The following is a 20,767-nucleotide window of genomic DNA, read 5'->3' as shown; positions in this document are numbered from 1 at the left end:
TGGGCGGTCGTCAGGGACCCCCGGAGGCCCCGGCCCGGACCAGCAGGTGCTGCTCGTCCGGGGGCACGGACCGGACCGCGGCGGCGATTCCGGCCGGTACGTCCCGGGGCCGCAGCCACAGCCCGAAGGCCGTCACCTCGGTTTCCCAGCCGTCGGCCAAAGGGTAGGTCGCCCGACCGGCCGCCGGTAGATCCGATGACAGCGGCGTCCATGCGGTCACCACTGGTGGTTGCTGCGGCGAGTACACCAGCCGTTCGGCAAGCCGGCACCACGCCTCGGAACCGGCCAGCACAGTGGCGTGTACCCGCTCGTCGGGGTGCACCAGAGGAGTGCCGGTCGCCGCCGAGACCGGGTGCCCGTATGTTTCGGCGACCTGCTGCGCCAGGGCCGCGACCCGGGCGGCACTCGCGCCGTACGGGGCGAGCAGCAACCGCTGGCGCAGATCGGCGGGGAGGGTCGCGATCAGATTCAGTGTCTGTTCGCCGAGCGGTGCTCCGTCGCCGAGCAACACGGTGAACAGCCGGTCGTTCTGCGGGACGGCGAACGGCAGGTCGTCGGAACCGGTCACCGGCGGGCCGGGCAGCCACCATCCGGCCGGGATCTCGACGATCTCCGGACCGGCGGTGACCGCGACCTGCTGCCAGCGGGGAACCGGGAAGCGGCGTCCCCGTGCCTTGGCAGGGTGCCGCGGTGGCCGAGCCCACCAGTCGGTGCCGGGGTCGGCGACGTAGAGCGAACCGCCCGGGATGATCGTCACCGGGCCGTCGGCCGCCCACACTTCCCGGTCGAGCAGGCGCGACAACTGGTCGGCCAGGAGTACCGACGGCTGTCCCGGATTCCGCGGCTGAACCAGGATCACGACGGAGCCGTCGGTGACCGCGTTGCGGCAGTGGGCGGCAAGCACACCGGCGTCGATCAGGTCCTGGCCCAGGACCATCACGCACAGGGCGGCTTCCGGCACCCGTACACCGGTCAGCAGGGTGTGCACCGATTCCAGTTCCGCCTGGGCACCGATGGCGAGAAGGCGACCGATGCGCTGGGCGGCGAGCGGCGTCGGACCGGACGGATTGGAGGGCGATACCGGCGGCACCACGCCGCGGCGGTGTGGCTCGCCAGTGTTGTACATGGACACGCTCCGGACGTCGACGAACTGCATCGTAGGGCAGTACGCCGGGGAGCCGAGACGGGGCCATGCCAGTCGCCGGGCAGAGACCTTCCGGTCTGGTGCAGACCTTCGCGATGTTGTCAGATGTCCGATTGAGGTCGGATTGCTGCAGGCATCCACTCGACGTGATCTTCGATGCCTTTTCAGGTTCCGCCAGCGGGCTGGGCAGCCACTACGCAACCTCGTCCACTTACTGCAGGTTTGCTACCCGGTGGTACCCCCATCCGGCATCTTGAAACCTATTCGCGTTTTCTGTTCTCATCGTCTGCGTCCGCCGAAAGGGCGACCGCCCATCCAACGAGGAGTCACCTTGACTACACCGATTTCCGTACGCGTCGAGGACCTGCAGCGCGCGCACGAGGACTTCGTGAGCGCGATCGGCACCTCGCGCAAGCAGCTCGCCGAGATGGAGAGCCAGATCAGCACGCTCGGCGTCTCCTGGACCGGCGCCGCCGCAACCGCGTTCAACCGGTCGCTGCAGGACTGGGGGCAGCAGTTCCAGAACGTCATCCGCCAGCTCGAGGGTATGCGTGGCCGGCTGGAAGAGGTCGGCAGCAAATACGGTGCCACCAGCGAGGTCGCAACCCAGCTGGCGACCGGTGCCGCGACCAAGGGCCTGGGCATCTAGTCGCCCGGCCCGCCTACCCCTGCCGCTGTTTCGCCGCACGTACCCACTAGGAGACCGCACCATGGCTGAGTACACCTTCGACCCGCGCCGCGCCGACGCCGTTCTGCAGCAGATCGAGGTCATCGACAACCAGATCCGGGCCATGCTCGCCACGCTCGACGAGAACAGCAAGAGAAATCTTGCCGGCTGGGAGAGTGACACCAAGGCCGCGTACGCGCACGCGAAGGCCGCGTGGGACGCATCGGCCGCAGCGATGCCGCAGGCCTTGCAGAATGCTCGGGTCGCTCTGACCCAGATCGCCGAGAACTACCAGCGCATGGAGACCAACGGTTCCGGACTCTTCCAGACTCGGTGACCCGTCATGTCCTACATGTACTTCAATGACCCGAACACCTGGCGCGACATCTATGACAAGGACAAGGAGCCGGACGCCAAGTCCTGGGACGGTCAGCCCACACCGGGAAGCTACGTGGCCCCGAAACCCGCGACGGACACTTCTGTCCCCACATTCTCGGCAGCTTCCGGTGACGCGAGCATCTCCGTGGACAGCCGTGCGCTGATCTGGTTCGCGGAACAGGTCAACAGCCTGGTGTCACAGGTCGACGAGGTACGTCAGGAACTCGACAAGGTCAAGGTGGCCCCCGGCAGATTCCGGGCCAGCCAGGAGCTGAAACTCAAGATCGAGAGCGAACACGGCTCGATTCTGAGTTACGTCGACGCCTTTCGGAACATGTCGCCCGCGCTGACCGAGCTTGTCGCCGCGCTGAAGCAACTGGCCAAGGACTACTCGACGGCCGAGCAACTCAACTCCGAGGCTGGCGTGAAGGCGTTGGGGGCCGCCCTCAGCGACTTCGACGAGACTGCGGCCGGAACGAAAAGGATCTGAGCCGGGTCCCCGGACGAAAGGAGTAGAGCGTTGGTCAGCGTCATCAATGTGCCCGAAGGGTATGACGGCGGCGAAGTCAACGACCATGCGGCCTGGAAGGTGATCAAGGCGGCAGTCTGCGGTCACTCCGAAGGCGATGCGAAGGTCGACGGCTACTGTGAGCCGGAATCCCTGTTCAAAGCCGCGGTCGCCTTCCAGAAGGCCGCTGACATCCTGCAGCGCAGCCACACGATCTTCGATAAGTCCGCGAAAAGCATCGCCGGCCCCGACCGGGTGTGGCAGGGCACCGCCGCCGACGCCTTCCTTGAGCGGATGACGGCCCACGCCAAGGTCATGGAGAAGCTCTACCAGTCCATTACCGGATGGCCTGGAAAGATGGGCAGTACAGACCCAGACGGCGGCAAGAACTCGATGGTGACGGCGCTGGTCGACGCGGCCAACAAGCTGGACTCGGCACAGAAGACGCTCAATGCCATCGATGTTTTTCATGCACAGCAGGCGGTAACCGCCGGTGCCGGCAACAACTCGGACGGCACGGTCACCGTGTCGTCCCGGCCGGAGATCGTCGCCCTGCTGAACGACGACATGGGCAAGGTCTTCAGCGCGCTTCAGCAGGACTACAAAAACACGCAGACGAAGATCCGCACCGCCTCCGGGGCTCTGGATCCGGTCAGCCAACCGAACTCGAATGACCCGTCGTTCGACCCGTCCGGCTGGAACGACAAACAGTACAAAGCGGCGGATGAACTCGGCGACTCGGACGGCTTCGGTCTCGGCGACGACTCCGAGTTCGGCCCCACGCCGTGGGACGGCAGCGGCAGCGGCAGCCCGGGATCGTTCGACCCGAGCAGCACGAATTCGGGAACCGGCTTCGACCCGAGCAGTTTCACCGGAGGCGGCGCCCCGACCGGCTGGGACGCGGGTTCCTTCGGCTCGGGCACACCCGCCAACTGGAGCAGCGGCGGCACCCCGACCGGCTGGGACGCGGGGTCCTTCGACTCGGGCACACCCGCCAACTGGAGCAGCGGAAACAGTAGCTTGCCGGCCTGGGATCCGAGCACCGTCTCGACTGGTGCGTCCACCTACGACCCGTACAGCTCAAGCGGCTCCGGTGCCGGATATTCCGGCACGAATGGCACCGGCTCGTACGGGAGCGGGGCCGGCTCCTTCGGTACGGGCAGCAGCGGGGGTCTCGGCACAAGTGGCATCGGCAGTGGCCGTGCCGGTGGGGCCGGCGGGATGGCCGGCGGGATGGCCGGCTACGGCGCGGGCCTGCCCGGCGGCATGATGCCGGGTATGGGTGGCGCCGGTGGCCAGGGCGAGCAGGAGCGCGAACGCAGCACCTGGCTGGTCGAAGACGAGAAGGTCTGGGGCGCCGACCCCAACCTGCCACCCGATGTGATCGGCCGGTCCTGATATCGCCTCGCACCACCACCTGGTGAACGACCTGATCCCCACCGCCGCCGCCGCCGACTCAACGCACTGATCGCGTCACGTGCCGTGGCTGTCCTGTCCGATTCGGCGGGACAGCCACGACGTGTGTCAGCACCACCAAGGCCGGAAGGACCCGCGATGACACCCCCTGTGTCAACCTCTCGATCTAAATCAGGCCGCGAGCTGCTGTTCGGTGTGGTGTTGGTTGCCGCCGTGCAGGGCCGGATTGTAGGCGGTGTGGTCCTTCCAGCAGCGCCAGATGACGCGTACCCATGCTCGGGCGAGGATGCGGGTGGCGTGGGGGTGGTCCTTGCCGCTGGCGCGTGCCCGGTTGTAGATGTCGGCGGCCCAGGGACTGGCGTGGCGGCTGTTGTCGGCGAAGGTCGTGATCGCCTGGCGGAGCCGTTTGTTGCAGGCCCACACGCCTCGTTGTTTGCCGGATGCCTTGGTGACCGGGGTGATCCCGGCCAGCGCGGCGATGGCGTCAGGGTGGTCGAACGCGGCGCGGGCGTCGCCCCATTCGGCCAGAATCTGGGCGGCGTTGACGGTGCCGGCGCGGGGGAAGGACCGGAAGATCTTCCCGTCGGGGTGGGTGTCCATCTTCTCGGTGATGGTGCGGTCGAGGTTCTTGATCGCGGTGTTGAGCGCGTTGATCACGCCGACCTGGGCCAGCACGGCCGCACGTACTCCCTCACCCAGATCGGGATCGGTGGTACCGGCCGGCGCCGAGCGCAGGCGGGCCAGCAGGACCGCGGCGGGCTTCTTGCCGGAGTAGCCCTGCTTGACGCAGAACGCGGCGAGCCGTGTCTCGGTCAGCGAGGCCGCCGACGCGGCGGTCGGGTACTTCGTGAGGAAGGCCAGCGCGATCGCCGAGGACAGGCTGGCGAAGATCCCCTTGGCGCCGGGCCAGTGCGCGTCCAGCAGTGCGGCGAGCTGGTTGACCGCGGCTACCCGGGCGTCCACCAGGTCGCCTCGGGTCCGTGTCACCGTCCGCAACGCTTTGGTGGGCCCGGAGTACGGCACCGCGGGACGGAGCCGGTGGATGCGTACTCGCAGGTAGTCGGCGATCACGTGGGCGTCGCCCGGGTCGGACTTGGCACCGGAGAGCACCTCGGCCTCGCGCCAGGTCTTGATCGCGTTCGGCTTGACCGGCATCACCGGGTGCCCGGCTTCCAGCAGGGCGTCCACCAGGCGCCCGTCCGGACGCTCGATCGCCACCGGCGTCAGCTGTGTGTCGCCGAGTTTGTCGAGCCGGGCGGTCAGCCGGGCGAACCCGGCGGCGGTGTGCTCGATGGTGAACGCCGCGACCTTACGGCCGGCCCGGTCCAGCACGCACACGGCGTGCTCGGTGGTGGCCCAGTCGATCCCGACGAAGAACAGCGGTCCATCTTCCAGCGACAACCCCGTCGCCTTCCTGCTCGCAGCACGAGGCAGGAGCCAGGCGGAGGCGAAGGAACCGACAGTCGAGTGGTCACTAACCGGCGCTCTACGGCGCGTCCCTCTGTCATCGATCAGCGGTTCCGGGGAAGCCGGGGGCGGCAGTGTCATCGAGGCCCACGAGGGGCGACCACATTAGGCCGTCACCCCGGCTTCCGCCTAGTTCCTACCACAAGCCCTGTCCAAGGGCCCGCACGGAAGAGGGTGCACTAGTGACCACACCGTTCGACAGTGAGATCGCCGAGTTGCTGGAGAAGTACCGCCGGCAGCGAGCCGAACTCGGCGAGATGCAACGCGAAATCAAGGAGATCACCGCGACTGCGGTTGCCGGCCAGAACGCGGTCAAGGTGACCGTCGACGCCCACGGTGAGATCCAGGATCTGTCGTTCCCCAGCGGTGCCTACCGGCGGATGGCACCGCTGGAACTGGCCGCGGCGGTCAAACAGACGATCAACGCGGCTCGGGCCGAAGCGGCCGGCCAGATGCAGGAGGTGATGCGTCGCTACCAGGGCGACGAGTACCTCGACCTGTCCCGGGCCGACGGCGACTGGTCCCAGATGCTGCCCGAAGAGCCGCCGATGCCGAAAATGGTCCGCGACATGCTCGGCATGTTCGGCACCGGACCGGACGGCAAGCCGTGACCACACTCGGCGTCGACACCACACGGCTGGGCAACACCCAGCCGGAGTTCACCCGCATCGCCAGTGCTGTGGAACGCACCCGGAGCACCCTGGAGACCCAGCTGACCCGGCTCGAGGGCTGCTGGGGTGACGACAAGATCGGCAAGGCGTTCGCGGGCAACTACTCCGAACCCGCCGGCACCATGCGGGAAGGCCTCAAGAGTCTGGTCGAGGTGCTGGGCAGCGTCGCCGACGGTATCGGAACCATGGCCAAGGGCGCCGACCGTGCCGAACAGGACGCCGTCGAGCTGGCCTCCGGGGGTGCCGCCGGTTACGCGTCGATATCGCGGTCAACGACTGCGGGCGAGCAGATGGCAACAGCCACCGGCACCTTCTCCGGTATTGGCGCTACCGGTTATGCGTCGATATCACGGCCAATGACTGCAGACGAACAGATGGCAACAGCCACCGGCACCCTCTCCAGCGAACCCATGGGCCACCTGTCATACACCAGGCCCGAAGCCGTCGCACCACTCACACCGGCCGAGGTGTACGTGTCCGCCACTCACCAGAGTTCCGACTCGCCGGTGGCCGAGGCAGCGGTGGGTGCAGTTACCCCAGAATCCGTGGCCCGGGTCGAGCGACTCGTGCCGAGTACAGCTGAGCAGGTCGTGGCCCTGCGTGAGTCATTGGGTGGTGCGTGATGGTCGATCGGGGCGAGGCGCTGGAAATCGCGGCCTGGTGGATCGAGGAATCGGAGCCGGAACTGGGTCCGGTCGAGCTCGGTTGCCACGAGTTCGACCAGGGCTTCGTCATCTGGATCGAGGAACCGCCTCGCCCGGATCCGAACCGGCCGCCGGAGTCGGTCGGGACAGCCTGCCTGGTCGTCGACCGAGCCTCGGGTGAGCTGTCGGTGTGGCCGCCGATGGCAGCCCTGGAGATCGCCGAGCAGTACGCCGGGGGTACGACGTGGGCCTAGAAATCCCTTCCGAGGTCCGGTGGCTTTTCAAGATCATCGTTGGCGACGAGTGGCCGCTCGGCGACGAGGAAGAGCTCCGCGACCTCGGTGCCGTATGGGACCAGGCGGCGGAGGAGCTGAACGGGCTGGCCCCGGCGCTTTCGGGTGCCACCGGAGCCGTGCTGACCGCCATCGAGGGGATGGCCGCCGACGAGTACCGCAAGTTCATGAAGGACCTCGGCGCAAAGCTTCCGGCGATGGTGAACGCTTCGCGAGAACTCGGCAACCTCGCCCGGCAGACCGCGCTCGAGGTCGAATACTCGAAGTACATGGTCATCGGGTCGCTGATCCTGCTCGCGCAGTCGATCGTCGCGGCGCTGTCCGCCTCGTTCTTCACCTTCGGCGCGTCGGCCGCGGCGATCCCCGCGATGCAGACCGCGGCCAGGTTCACGGTGAAGGCCATCCTCAGGAAGCTTTTCCAGGCGATCCTGCAGGGTGTGATCCGCCAGGTCGCGCTGGACGCCGCCGTGCAGGGGATCCAGGTCCTCAAAGGCGACCGTACGTCCTGGGACTGGGAGAAGACCAAGGGTGCTGCCATCGCCGGTGCGGTCGGCGGAGTCATCGGCTTCGGCCTCGGCGCGGGCATCAGCAAGCTCGCCCCGCAACTCGAAGGCAAGGTGCTCACCGAGGTCGTCAAGGGTGGCTCCCACGAACTTCTCACCAGCCTGGCAGTCGACAAGGTCAACCGCAGCAGCGAGACCGACTGGAGCGCGTTCACCGCGGGCGCCACCGAGGGTGTCTTCGACGGCGTTAAGGGCCGTGCCGGGGGTGGCAACTCCAACGCCACCAGCAACATCTCCGACATGAATGTCACCGACATCGGTGACATCCCGGGGGCGGGCGGGGTTCCGACCGTACCCACCATGGGCTCCGGCGACTCGACGCGCGGCAGCGACACCACCCTCGATACCTCGGACGTTCCGCAGGTCTACGTACCGGGTGGATCGGTGCCGCAGACTCAGGTCGGAGCAACCGCGGCGAGTGATGTCCCGGGGACCGCTGTCGCCGGTACCGCGAATCCGGTCACCGGTGTGTCCCGGCCGGTCAACACCACGGACACGGTCGCGCGCACCGAGACTGCCACCGTCACCCACGCGACGACGCCGGTAGTCACGGTTTCGCACGGCACACCCACCGCGCAGGACCCGCTCGGCATCAACACGCCGGTGCAGCCGTCGAATAACACCAACGCTGCGGCCGTCGGCGTAGCCGAGACACATCACACCTCGGCGTCCGTCGCGACTCCGACCACCGTCAACACCAGCGTCGCCGTCGCCCCGGCCTCGGAAGCCACGTCTGCGCCCGCCACCGACGGCACAACACCGCACGCCACCGCCCCGGCGACCGTGGCTTCTACTCCCGTGGCCACCCCCACCGCTTCCGCCACAACGATCTCCTCACCTGCGCAGACGGTGGCCGTCACGCCCACGTCGACAACGGTCTCCCCCGTCGGCCCGACGTCTGTCAGCACGGTGACCTCGCCCCAGTCGCCGGTTTCCGCTGTCGCATCCTCCCCCACGGCAGCCTCCGTGATGACGCCCGCCGCGGCGGGCACACCAACGATTTCGACACCCGCGTCCGCCACCCCGATGGCGGGCACGGCGTCACCGGCCGCCGCGACGCCCGGCACGGCGTCGCCGACGAACGCGCCGTCCACTGCCGTACCGGCCAGCGGAACCTCGGCTACGGCCGGCCCCAACCTGACGCCTGCCGTGGTCAACTCCACCGCGTCACCGGCGAAGGGCTCGGCCGGTACTGCCACATCGTCGGACTCCGCGCCGGTTCCGCCCGCAGTTTCAGCGGTCACCACCGATCCGGAGGCGGTCAGCCGTGGGCTGGCTGCTCTCGACGCCGCCGCCCGCGAGCAGGCCGAACGCCAAGCCCGTACGTTGGTCGACGAGGCCGCCGACCGGCAGACCATCGCGGCTGTCGCGTATGCCGTCGCGCAAGCCGGCCCGGCCGTTGCCGCCGCTCTGGCCAATACCCTGGGCACCCGACGCACGAGGACGACGGGCACGTCCGCGGAGCCCATGGGGGTGCGTCTGGTGAACCCGGAGGACGCGTCCTCCGTAGCACCGCAGAGCATGGTGAGCGAACCGTCGTCCGACGGTTCCACCTCGTCACCTGCCCCGATCATGACGGGGCCGGGCGCCAACGATGAGACGACTCCGAACAGTTCGCCCGCGTTCACTTCGGGCACCGAGGTGCAGGCGTCCCGGGAGCAGTCACAGATCCAGGACGCTTCGCAGCAGGACCACGCCGTCCTCGTCGAGGCTCTGCCGAAGGATGCCGAGGGCGCGCCGTCGCGGTTCCCCGACCCGTTCGCTTCCGACTGGGCCAAACGGGTCAACGACGGTGGCATCACCGTTCCGGGCCGTTCCAACAACTGTGCTGATCTGGGTCTTTCCGTCCTGTCCACGTGGTTCGGGAAACCTACCGTGGCCGGCTCCCGCACCAACGGCATCGGCGGGGAACCGGGGAGCACCACCCGGCAACAGGAACTGCTCGGCACCGACTTCCAGCGTCTACCGGGCGCCGATCCGACGACGAAGTACGACCTCCTGCAACAGCAGTTGATCGCGGCCGGGCCCGGCGCGGCAGCCCTGATCATCACGACGGGCAAACAGCCGACAGCACCGTCCTCACACACCTGGAACGCCGTGAACCACGACGGCACCATCGTCTGGATCGACGCGCAGGCCGGGCGGGTCTCCGCAGGCGGCCCACTGTATGTCGACGGCGTCACCGACGTCTGGGCCATCCCACTCGACGCCGACTCGCACCCGATCCAGCGGCAGTCCGCGAACCCGGCGCCGGGCAGAGAGGTCGGGGACTTCTCGCCGGCGTCGCTGCCCTTCTCGACCAAGGGACCAACCGAGCCTGCCTCGACGCCTGCCGCGGTGAGTAGTGCGGATTCGACAGTCGCGAGCGAGGCCGAGCAGGACGCTCCGGTGACCATCGCGGGCTCGGATGGCCAGTCGGTTTTGGATACGTCGCCGCCGCACGTCATTGAGATGTGGGGCAATTCCGGCCTGCTGGTGCGTACGATCGATGCGAAGAGATTCAAAGTCGAGCTCGGCCATGCGGCCGACAGAAACGTCTGCTGGTCTTATCTGCACTCTACGGTGAGGACTCCACTCTACAAGACCGGGGACGATTCCGGACCATTTGGCCGCTTCATGGGAATCCTGGCTGATCCAGCGGTATTCTTCGACGGTCCGGGTGACGACACTCGGTTCGTCTCCTTCGACGCCACAGACCAGTCCTCGAATACGATGGCACCAAAGACGGCTATTCCACGGGCTGACCTCAATCTTACCGAAAAGATCGAAGAACTCCGGAATGAAGTGCAAGCTGCCGGAGGTGAAAGCAACTCCGAGGTGGTTACCCACGGCTTCCCCCTGCTGGAGGGTTTCCGTGGCCTGCTGTACGTGCCGAAGGAAGATTCGAGCTGGGATTCGGTCAAGAACCAATTCCAGAAGAATGTCGACGCTTTGGCGATACGCCTCAAGGAATCCGGCCAGCCGATTCCTGACGTGATAAATGTTTTCAAATCTGATCCAAAAGGTCAGAATCTCGAACCGTTCATCAAGTTGACGCCGGCCGAGCCGCCTCCGGACAGCCAGTCCACGGTGCCGGACCGGCAACGATCTACACCAGCCCAGCCCTCGACAGCCCCGAACTCCACCCGTCCAGCGACAGAGACCGCTCGACCGGCTCCCCAACTGCGACAGGAACGTTTGGCACAGTGGCGCACCGGCAGCACCGGGCAGAGCCGCCCATCGGAATCATCCGAGCCGGCCCGTAGGACGAATCCTGCAGCAGCGACCCGGGAATCCACCACGGCGGCTCCCGCGCATCCTTCCCCTGACGTCGACAAACCACTCTCGGTCACAGAACGAATCCGCCGTTTCGACCCGAACAGGCCGGGGGCGGGAACTCGACCGGTCGGTACGTCGAGCCACACAGGCGCCGCCTCACCCCCGGATACTGATCGTCACACGACGACCGCACCCCCGCCTCCCAGGGCCGAACCCGATGGCAGTAAAGAAAAACCACCCACTGCCGCACGCCAGGAACAGTCGACACGTCAGGAACAGTCGAACCGAGAAAACACCACCCCGGCACCGAGCGCTCAGTCCATGGTGCCGGACCGGCAACGATCCTCGCAGCAAGGCCGGGAGCCAACTGTTGACTTGGATGGCAGTCCTCACCGGCCGGGTGTCACGTCCGCCGGTGATACGTCGGGGTCGGCGAGCGCATCGTCGTCAGTCTCGGCCAGGAGCGATGAGCTGCTGATTCCCAGTAGGGGGACAGCCTTCGAAGAGGCACGCAGGAAGTTCCAGAAAGCCCCGACACAGCGATCGTCTTCGAGTACGGCAAGTGGCTCCGGATCGGTGTTGCCGCCCTCGTCGACTGAGGGGTTTGCATCGGTCGATGCTTTGCCGCCCTCGTCGACTGACGGTTTCACGGCGCCTGCGGTCGAGCCGGAAGTGTCGTCGAGTAGTCCGGATTCCGTTGTCGCCACTGAGAGTGTTCAGAGCGAGGACGCTCAGGCAGCGCCGGCGATCACGGTGGGGTCGGATGGGCGGCCGATTCCCCCCGCAGCGGCGGATGCCCTCGCCGAGTGGAACGGCGACGGCTTGCTGGTCCGCACGTTCGATGCGAAGAAATTCGATGTCGAGCTTGCTCGTACCGAGAATCACCAGGGCACCTGCTGGTCCTATCTGCACCCTCAGGTGGCCACCCCGCTCTACAACGTCGGCGACGGACCAGTCGGGCGTTACATGGCCATTCTGGCCGGTCCGGCGTCCTTCCTTGACGGCCCGGACGGCAATACCCTTTTCGTTGACTTCCTCGTCTCGGATGGGTCCACCAATGCCAACAACAACACGAATCGGCCACCCATTTCGCAGGATGAAATCGGAGGACTTTCCGAGAGGCTCGGGGATTTCCGCGGCAGAGTTATAGACAGGGGTGCATCAACCAACTCCGAGGTGATCACCCACGGTATCCCGGTCGACAGCCTCCGGGGAATGCTTTACATTCCCAAGTCGGGAGAAAGCTGGGATAACGTAAAATCTTCCTTCCAGAAGAGCATCAATCTGCTGGCAGGGCGCCAGGGCGCTCCCCCGGAAGTACAGATCTTCCAAAGCGGCGCAAACGGCACCGGCTTGCACTGGATCGCCACGCTCGAACCATCCACTACACCAGCCCAGCCCTCGACAGCCCCGAACTCCACCCGTCCAGTAACGGAGACCGCTCGACCGGCTCCCCAACTGGGACAGGACCGTCTGGCACAGTGGCGCACCGGCAGCACCGGGCAGAGCCGCCCATCGGAATCATCCGAGCCGGCCCGTAGGACGAATCCTGCAGCAGCGACCCGGGAATCCACCACGGCGGCTCCCGCGCATCCTTCCAGTGACGTCGACAGCAAACCACTCTCGTTCGCAGAACGAATCCGCCGTTTCGACCCGAACAGGTCGGAAAAGGAAACTCGACCGGTCGGTACGTCGAGCCACACAGGCGCCGCTTCACACCCGGATACTGATCGTCACACGGCGACCGCACCCACGCCTCCCAGGGCCGAACCCGACGACAATGAAGAAAAACAACCCGCTGCCGCACGCCAGGAGCAATCGACACGCCAGGAACAGTCGACACATCAGGAACAGTCGAACCGAGAAAACACCACCCCGGCACCGAGCGCTCCGCCGATTCCCCCTAGCACCAGCGTGCCGAGCCGCCCATCGATGGGGAGGCCTGCTGCTCACCAACAAGAACCGGGGCCTGGACCGGTGGCTCAGGACGATGGAACCCTGCCGGTTGTGCCGGGCACCAGTTCGCGAAGCCGGACCAGCAGGCTGCTTGCGCAGTGGGAGAAGAAGCTGCCGGAAGGCACCTCGGGAGCGACGACCGCCGCGCCGGAAGGATCGACGCCGGCATCCGCAACGGCGACAGCCCCGGGCCGGGCTGACGGCGTGTCTCAAGTGAACGCCGATGTACTGGCGGATAACGCACCGAACGCCGGCGTCCTCGGCACGAATTCAAGGTTCGTCTCGGCTGAGGAGGTGTCTGCGTCCCGGCCGACCTCGATTCGACATGCCTCGCAGGCAGATCATGAGGCCCTGGTCGGTGCCCTGCCGAAGGCGTCGGACGGCTCGCCAGCCCGTTTCCCGGATCCGTTGAGCACCGACTGGGCCTTCTACGTCAACGATGGCGGGCCGGAAGTACCGGGACGGGCCAACAACTGCGCCGACCTGGGGTTGTCGGTTCTGTCGACCTGGTTCGGGCAGCCGACGGCTGCCGGCTCCCGTACGGAGCCGTCCGGAGCGGAGACCGGCAGTACGGCCCGGCAGGAGCGGGTGCTCGGATCAAGTTATCGGCGGATGCCCGGCGGCGACGCGGCGGCACAATTCGATGCGCTCCGCGGGCAGCTGCTCGATGGCGGTCCCGGCGCAGCCGCGGTGATCATCACGACCGGGCGGCAGCCGGATGCGCCTACCTCGCACACCTGGAACGCGGTCAATCACGGTGGCACGATCGTGTGGCTGGATGCGCAAACCGGGCTGGTATCGCCGACGGCCCCGATCCATACCGCCGGGATCACCGGGGTGTGGGCGATCGTGCTCGACGCCGACGCACGGCCGATCGCTGGAAACGCCGACCCCGGCCATCCTCAGGACTCGCCGCCCGTGAAGGAGACCGAAGGCACGCGCAGGTCCACCACCGAGCAGGTGTCGGCGCCTGAGGCTGTCGTGCCGCCCGCGGCGAACACCGACGTTGGATCCGGCGAGGCGCTGCCGGGCTTCTATCGGGATCACCATGACCTGCTGTACAACCTCGAGAGGATCGATGGTCTCGACAAACTCGCCGACGAGATCAGCGATGCCGTTCCATCAGCCTTTACCACTTTGCTCGCAAAGAAGGGCGGGGCGGCGAGGGATCCGCAATTCGTCCCGGGCGAACTGCGAGCGCCGAATTTCAGAGATGTCATCAAGAATGAATGGCGATCACTCTTTGCCTCGGGGGGTCGATCCTTCGACGCCGAGTATTTGGGTGGGCAATTCGAGATCCATATCGAGGCGAAACCCGAGTACGGCAAGGCCAAAGACGTCCGAGACAGCGGAGAATCATCGAAGTTTGACACCCGCGTCGACGCGTCGAGCAACGAGAAAAGCGCCGCCAGCGATTCGCAGGGCGGGCAATTGACGGCCCGGTTCGTTGACCCGGCGACGCACGGGGTGATGGGCGGTGGCGCCATCACTCTAAGTAACAGGCGCTTCGCGGTGGGACAGCCGACATCGACCGAGCATGGCTCGAAGCAGGCCGACATGCGCACCCTACGCAGCGGCAAGAACTCGAAACTGGTTACCCTTTCCAGTAATTTTCAAGTAACTGTTTCGGATGCTCGTAGTCTCTCGCCGAGATTGACGGGTGATCCCGTAACCGCTGCTGCTGACGTTGTCTTCCACACCTTCGAGGACATAGAGCGGGCCACCAAAACCGAACAGGAACCCGTCAAGTCCGATCCCCGTGAAGGGATACGCCTCCAGAAATACACCGCGGATTTCTTCGAATACTTTACCGCGGAGAGAGTGGTCGGCGCACATATCGATGACAAGGCGACGACCTGGAATGAGGTCGTCGAGCACACGCTCCACAAACTGCGGGAGAAAAATCTGGTGGACCACGGGTCTGAGGGTGCCGAGACCCTTCGACAAGAGCTCTCCCAGGCGCGGTTGGAGAGCAACGTGACCCGGCTGCTCGGCGGTGGAACAGAAACGGCTCCGATCGCTCGGAACAAGAAATTCCTGAAATGGTCCCTTCCGGAAATCTTCGGCAGTCGCGGCGTAATACTGCAGATGACCGCTGAGCCCATCGCGGTGGAAGCCGTGGGAGCAGCGGGCAAAACGACGATCAGATGGCAGCCGGCGACCTCGTCGTATGACAAAACCGGTCAGAGCTACAAGACCGGGGTCGACGCCTCCGTCTACGTCGGCCCGGGATTCGAACAGTCGACGATTGCGGCCGCATCCTTCCAGGTCAATGGCCAGGCCGGGATGAACATGACGAAGGCAGTCACGCAGACACGCACCAGCGTCGACCGACTCGGCTACGAGCTCAAGGACGTCGACAACGTTCAAGCCAAGACCACGCTACGTCTCACCATCAAGTCCACCTCCGGGCTGGAAACTCCGATCGTGGTGGACGTCGACGTCATCGGCCGTCTGCCTAGCAAGACGTTCGACGCGATCGCGGCTGGTGCCGAAAACGACAAGAATCGACATGAACACGAACTAGCCAAAACTGGCTGGGAATCCAAGTCGACGGCCGGCGAGACGCAGAGTGCGATTGCAGAGAAATTCGAGCGCGCCGCCGAGTCGGCGCTGGGGGAGGCAACGGCGGCTCAGCAGGAGGCAGAGTCGGCCCAGAAGGATGTGGACGCTGCCCGCTGGAATCACACGGTAGCCCTGAACCAGGAGGCTGCGGCGCGTCGGGAGTTGGCTCACGCGAAGTCCGAGGTGCCTGACGGCGGGACGGAGTCCGTGGAACCCGAGGCCGCGAAGAACCTGGCGGAGGCTCGAAAACGGGTCGACGACCGACAGAATGAATACCAAGCCGCGGAATCGCAGCTCGCTTTGGTCGCCGAAAAGGCTCGAGTTGCACATGAAAAGTATTCTCAGCTGCAGAGCTCGGCCCAGAAAGAGCGCAGCGCGGCTGACGATGCCCGCAGAGAAGCCGACTCGGCCGAGCACGAGTTCGCCACAGCCATGGAGAAGCTGGAGGAGTCCCAGAGGAAACTGGACGCCACCGAGCGTGCGGCCGACCCCGAGAAGAATCTCACCGTTCCGGAGTTCGCGAAGGATGGTGGCCGGTATGCCGTGCAGAACCTCACCGAATTCCAGGGCGTGTTCGACGATGTCAAGTTCGCCATCGGAAAACTCGAGGGCGATTTTCTTCCAGTATTCGACGGCTCCGGGGAGCCCAAACCCGAAAGTTTGCGGGATCTGGGCATCCGGCAACGGAATCTGGAAAAGCTGAACGGCATTCTGTCGCCGTTCTCCCTGAGGCAGAACATGTCGGCACTGCTCGGGAAGGGAATGACCGCCAATATCTCGCGGCCGGGCACCTGGGGCCCCAAAAACGTCATTGTTCATGTACGCGCCGAATTCGTAGATGGATTCAGGAGCGATGGCACTGAAACGAACTATGCCGTACGAACTTCGCAAACGCGTGCGGTTCAGTACAAATATACTAGGAGTCGGCAGTTCTCAGCCGGACTCAGCGCCTCGGCCGGCGGCGTCAGACGTCGGAGCGGAAGCGCCGGACTCCGACAATCCGCAGGGGGCTCCGCGGGCGCTGGATACCGCTATCAGCGCACTGACCTGAGCGGCTCGCAGATCACCGGTAGCGAGATGCTTCTCAACGGTGGGACCAAAAACTCTGAGGCGTTCTCCAACAATTTAAAAATTTCCGTCACGGTGACACCACAGCGAGTCACTCCCCGTTTCGCCAACAAATCTGTCAGTCGCCTGGTCCGCTCGATCGAATTCCGCGACGGAATTCCTGAGGCCCGAAAGTCATACGTCAAGGACACTGCGGTCATTTTCATTGACTCCAGAGGCAACAAAGCGACTCAATATGAGTTCGAGGCCGAATACCCAGTCGTCGCCCTGTTCGATCAGGCCAGCGTGATGACCAGCGCCTCAGCCAAGGAGGAGAACGACGCCGGAACAGAGGCGCCGCCTGTCGTGTCAGATGTGGAGAAGAGCAGGCTCAGTCTCGGCAAACTCGACCAGCCCGATGAACCGGGGCTGACGAATTTCAAGTGGCTGGAGGTCTCGAGCTTCCCGGGAGCCAAGCGGATCTCGGACGCGGCGGAGTCCGTCCTGCGCAAGTTCACGAGCGATCAGGACAATGCGCGGCGTCTCGACGGCTTACGCCGGGCTGACGCCATCAAACCGGGCATGCCTCTCTGGGAAGCCTTGCAGAGCCGGTTGGGCGAAGCCGAACAGCGGGGCGCCCTCCGAGACATGATCGACGGAAAATGGATCATCGACAATGTCGCGGGCGCAAGCAAGGGTGCCAAGATCAATCTTGCGGTCAAGGCCCGGCTCCGTAACCCGACGGTCGTCCCGGTCGACCGACAGATGATTTCCACCGAGAGCGCGTCGATCGGCGGGCACGAGGTTGACAGCGTTCGCATCTCCGATCATCGGTTCGGAATTTTCGGGGGACCGTCGGGCGCGCATCGGCAGGTCCCCGACAGGAGGTCATCCGGGCAGGTCGGCGAAGGCGGTGTCGAAAACACTCCGGGAGGCGGCACTATCGCCTTCGCGAGCAACACCTACACACTGGATGGCAACGTCGGCACCAAGAAGGGGGAGAGCCTGGCCGGAACGATCGAGAGGAATTCGAACAACCGGTCCGGAACGACGGCGTCCTACCTGGTCAGCTTCGATGCCGATGTCAGCATCGGCGCGGAAATGATGTTCAATCACCGGATCTACAGCCTCTTCCCGCACAGTCTCCGACCCCAAAGTCATCGTTCTGTTACGGAGAGATCCACCATCCGCGAGGCCGTGCAGTTGCGATTGTCGTACGACCAACTGCTAGAACTGCAAAAGGACCTTAATTCAAACCAGCACGGCGACGAAAAGAACCCGGATTCAGACCAGCACGGCAACAAAAAGGTTCTTGTGCAGAGGCTCGCCGGTGATTCCGATGATTCCGGTGGATTGCTGCCGACTCCGAAGCACAGCGTCACCCTGGACCTCGACGCGGACGCGGCGAACAGCAAGAGCAAGGTGGGTCAAGGTATTTTCGTGGTCCACCACGTAGATCCGATCCACGAGAAGATGTTCAAGCGGCCTGCGGGCCAGCCGCCTGCCGGCCACCCGCTTGCCCGTCGACTGAAGTCAATCATCGACAATCCGCACTTCAATGACAACATGCACCAACGGCAGATCCTGCGAGACCTGCTGTCCGCCGAGGGCTTGACTCAACATCTGACCGCGATCACTGACGGCGGCATCTCCCTTTTCCAGCTCGAGCCACGACTTCTGGAAGGGACGTTCGGCTACAGCGATGTCCGGCTGGTTGCCGTTTCGGACGGTAATCCCAAGCTGCTCGGCCTCGTTGCGAACAACGACGACATCGATGTGAAGGTCACCTATGCCAAGGAAGAAGGCGGAGGCAAGCACAGCGGATCATCGCAGGGCGGAAGGCTGGCCGCGACGGGTGCCGGTTTCTTCGGAAACACAGGTGCGGAGAACGGTTCAACCGCACGGGACGGTGGTCGGGGAGACTCGGCACCAGGTGGCGTGAGCAGCAAATACGTCGATGTCGGTGCGGGCGGTGGCCTCGGGTCTGGGGTATCGCGGGTACAGAACACCTCGCGGGATAACGGCAACAGTGATTTCGTCACCCAGGTCAGCTCGGCTCGCGGAGTCAAGGCGCGAGTGGAATCCACGCTGACCTATCAGATCCAGGCCATCAAGTCGAAGAGCAATGAGAAGGTGGTTCTGTTCCAGACCTCTGGCAGGCTGGTCCAGGATCGGTGGGCCGACGACCTGCTCATCACCGAGGGCGCCAGCGACTCGGGGCCGAGCGGGGACGCCGGCCCGGTTGTAAGTCCCGAGGGGAGTCCGGCCAGCGGCGTGGATTCGACCGCAGGCAAGCAGCCAACGTCGGAGTACGTGATCTCGGCGGAGGATTCGGGGACCATTCTGCAGACCGACCGGGGTCTGCCCGTGCCGGCGCGTTTCGTTCCCGAAGGGATCAGCGACGTCGCCGAGATCCAAGACCAGGCTGTCGACCGGGCCGCTGCCCTACGCCTGGGAATGTTCGACGTGGAGCAGCTCCGTCAGGCATTGGGCGCGGAGAAGCTCCTACCCGCTGTCGCGCAGATGCTGGCGCCGGGCGGGTTTGCACTTCCGAAGATGCGGGCGACGGGCCTCATCGGTAGTTCCGGGTCGGATTTCAAGGTCAAACTCGTTCCCAAGAAGGTCCGTCTGGGCGGGGTGAGCAGCAAGGTCTACCGCGAGTATGCGGCGGGTCAGGGCTCGGGCCTCAGCGGCAACACCGGTACCAGTTGGCAGAGCGACTCTGAGGTGCCGCTGTACGTCGGGGAAGGGAACCCCGCCAATTCCCGCGATCACCTCCCGGCCGGCTTCCTCGGTCTTGGTTTCACGGCGAGTTCCACCGAAGCCGCAATGGGTTCGGGGACTGCCGGTGCCTCGTCCACGAACACCAAACCCGAGAGTCCGTCCGCGTTGCTCCACTACGAATGCGATGTCAAGATCGAGGGCTCTCTCGGCGGAATCTGGAAGACACCTGTCGAAGTCCCCCACACCACGACGATTTCCCTGCGTGCAGACCTGGATGTCGCCGAAAAGATCCTCGGTGTCGGGTCGGCGAACATGGCGAGCACCGGTGACGCCGCCCGGGTAGCGGATTTCCAGACGATCAAGACTGGTGAAATTGCGCTGGCGAAACAGGCCGCAGCCTTCGTGGCGGCCGCGGAGGAGTTGAAGAAGGCCCGGCACTCGCTGAAATTGAAAGAGGGCTCCATCAGCGACCTCGTCGCGAAGAGGGCCGAGGCCGGCGCCGGGTGGCTCAGACTCGCGGCCGAGCAGGGCGAGCGACTCAAGATGTTCCGGCGGTATCAGGGCGTCCTATCCACGGGATCCCCGGACCGCCCCGTATCGAATCCTGACCGAATCGACCAGGGCAGCGAACTGCCGCCGTCGACGACCGGCGCCGCTTCGACGTTCGAGAGAGCTTCGGGCTTCGAGTCGGGCAACCTGACCAGGCCGTCGTCCGCCGACCAGTCTGCCCTGGAGAACGCGGTGCCCCGGGACGAGTCCGGCACGCCGCTCAGGCATCAGGATCCTCGTCTGGGTACCTGGAACAAGTTGGTCAACGACGGCGGCCCGACCGTCTTCGGGCGGGCGAACAACTGTGCCGACACCGCGTTGTCGTTCGTCTCGACCTGGTTCGGGCAGCCGGCGGTCTCCGGGGCACGGACCGCTGAGGTCAGCGGCGAGAAGGACAGCACCCGCAGGCAGGAACAGACACTCGGCGGCACGTTCCGGATCAACCCCGGATCGACTGCCGTCGAGATGTTCGGCTCGCTCGCCGACGAGTTGCGGGCGGCAGGGCACGGTGCCGCCGCGGTGATCATTACGGCCGGTAAGCAGCCGTCCGGATCGTCGGGCCACTCATGGAACGCGGTGAACCATCAGGGGGAGATCCTCTGGGTCGATGCGCAGAACCGGATCGCGGCCTCGGATGTTCCGATCCACACCGAAGGGGTCACCGCGGTCTGGTCGATCGTTCTCGGCCCGAGCGGGCACCCGATCGGTGCCGGGTGGTCCGGCACCGAAGACACGACGGTGCCTCCGGCCGGCGAGTCACCCGCAGAGACCACGGAGGAACCTGCCACAAAGAGCCCTGCGATGGCCCGTGCAGAGGATGAGCGCCGGGAAGCCGGCTCCGTGGCGTTCCCGCCGGACGGCGACGACGATGGCGGGTACGAGCTTTGAGCTACTCCTTGACAGCGGGTGGACTGGTC

The 20,767-nt window shown here is 65.4% G+C and carries 10 protein-coding genes; 8 read left to right on the top strand and 2 right to left on the bottom strand.

Annotated elements, in window-relative coordinates:
• Positions 1-10: 10 nt before the first annotated feature.
• Positions 11-1,126, bottom strand: coding sequence for a hypothetical protein (locus BLU81_RS34745; RefSeq protein ID WP_157751931.1), 1,116 nt, complete (start codon positions 1,124-1,126; stop codon positions 11-13).
• Positions 1,127-1,475: 349 nt separating this feature from the next.
• Between BLU81_RS34745 and BLU81_RS48795 the strand changes: the two genes are divergently transcribed.
• The 4 genes from BLU81_RS48795 to BLU81_RS34725 all read left to right on the top strand — a co-directional run bounded on the left by BLU81_RS48795 (position 1,476) and on the right by BLU81_RS34725 (position 4,095).
• Positions 1,476-1,793 carry a WXG100 family type VII secretion target gene (locus BLU81_RS48795; protein ID WP_157751930.1) on the top strand — a complete coding sequence of 106 codons (318 nt, stop codon included), beginning with the start codon at positions 1,476-1,478 and terminating at the stop codon, positions 1,791-1,793.
• A 61-nt stretch (positions 1,794-1,854) separates the two neighbouring features.
• Positions 1,855-2,148, top strand: coding sequence for a WXG100 family type VII secretion target (locus BLU81_RS34735; RefSeq protein ID WP_092551045.1), 294 nt, complete (start codon positions 1,855-1,857; stop codon positions 2,146-2,148).
• Between the two features lie 6 nt (positions 2,149-2,154).
• On the top strand, positions 2,155-2,679 hold the full coding sequence (locus tag BLU81_RS34730; RefSeq protein WP_092551042.1) for a hypothetical protein: 525 nt from the start codon (positions 2,155-2,157) through the stop codon (positions 2,677-2,679).
• Between the two features lie 48 nt (positions 2,680-2,727).
• Positions 2,728-4,095 (top strand): hypothetical protein, encoded by a 1,368-nt coding sequence (locus BLU81_RS34725; RefSeq protein ID WP_157751929.1) that lies wholly within the window; start codon positions 2,728-2,730, stop codon positions 4,093-4,095.
• A gap of 189 nt (positions 4,096-4,284) precedes the next feature.
• Here the strand turns inward: BLU81_RS34725 and BLU81_RS34720 are convergent, their stop codons facing one another.
• Positions 4,285-5,514 carry an IS110 family RNA-guided transposase gene (locus tag BLU81_RS34720; protein ID WP_092551036.1) on the bottom strand — a complete coding sequence of 410 codons (1,230 nt, stop codon included), beginning with the start codon at positions 5,512-5,514 and terminating at the stop codon, positions 4,285-4,287.
• 248 nt (positions 5,515-5,762) lie between these two features.
• On the opposite strand from BLU81_RS34720, the gene BLU81_RS34715 reads away from it, so the two are divergent.
• Genes BLU81_RS34715 through BLU81_RS34700 form a run of 4 tightly spaced genes read left to right on the top strand, consistent with a single transcriptional unit; the run spans position 5,763 to position 20,738 of the window.
• Positions 5,763-6,191, top strand: a complete 429-nt coding sequence (locus tag BLU81_RS34715; protein ID WP_092551034.1) for a YbaB/EbfC family nucleoid-associated protein — start codon at positions 5,763-5,765, stop codon at positions 6,189-6,191.
• Complete coding sequence (locus BLU81_RS34710) at positions 6,188-6,874, top strand: hypothetical protein (RefSeq protein WP_092551031.1); 687 nt, start codon at positions 6,188-6,190, stop codon at positions 6,872-6,874. The genes BLU81_RS34715 and BLU81_RS34710 overlap by 4 nt, the downstream gene beginning before the upstream one ends.
• The gene (locus BLU81_RS34705) at positions 6,874-7,149 is read left to right on the top strand and encodes a hypothetical protein (RefSeq protein ID WP_092551029.1); all 276 of its coding nucleotides are present in this window, start codon (positions 6,874-6,876) and stop codon (positions 7,147-7,149) included. The genes BLU81_RS34710 and BLU81_RS34705 overlap by 1 nt, the downstream gene beginning before the upstream one ends.
• The gene (locus BLU81_RS34700; RefSeq protein WP_092551026.1) at positions 7,140-20,738 is read left to right on the top strand and encodes a toxin glutamine deamidase domain-containing protein; all 13,599 of its coding nucleotides are present in this window, start codon (positions 7,140-7,142) and stop codon (positions 20,736-20,738) included. The genes BLU81_RS34705 and BLU81_RS34700 overlap by 10 nt, the downstream gene beginning before the upstream one ends.
• The last annotated feature ends 29 nt before the right edge of the window (positions 20,739-20,767 follow it).

Source organism: Actinoplanes derwentensis, assembly GCF_900104725.1.
In the GTDB taxonomy this organism is placed as follows: domain Bacteria; phylum Actinomycetota; class Actinomycetes; order Mycobacteriales; family Micromonosporaceae; genus Actinoplanes; species Actinoplanes derwentensis.
The sequence above is the reverse complement of the archived record's forward strand: the minus strand, read 5'-3'. Positions and strand labels throughout refer to the sequence as shown.

Excerpts from the sequence above, each read along its gene's own strand:
- BLU81_RS34705 (WP_092551029.1), top strand. The coding sequence starts at position 6,874 with ATGGTCGATCGGGGCGAGGCGCTGGAAATCGCGGCCTGGTGGATCGAG.
- BLU81_RS34730 (WP_092551042.1), top strand. The coding sequence starts at position 2,155 with ATGTCCTACATGTACTTCAATGACCCGAACACCTGGCGCGACATCTAT.
- BLU81_RS34745 (WP_157751931.1), bottom strand. The coding sequence starts at position 1,126 with ATGTACAACACTGGCGAGCCACACCGCCGCGGCGTGGTGCCGCCGGTA.
- BLU81_RS34735 (WP_092551045.1), top strand. The coding sequence starts at position 1,855 with ATGGCTGAGTACACCTTCGACCCGCGCCGCGCCGACGCCGTTCTGCAG.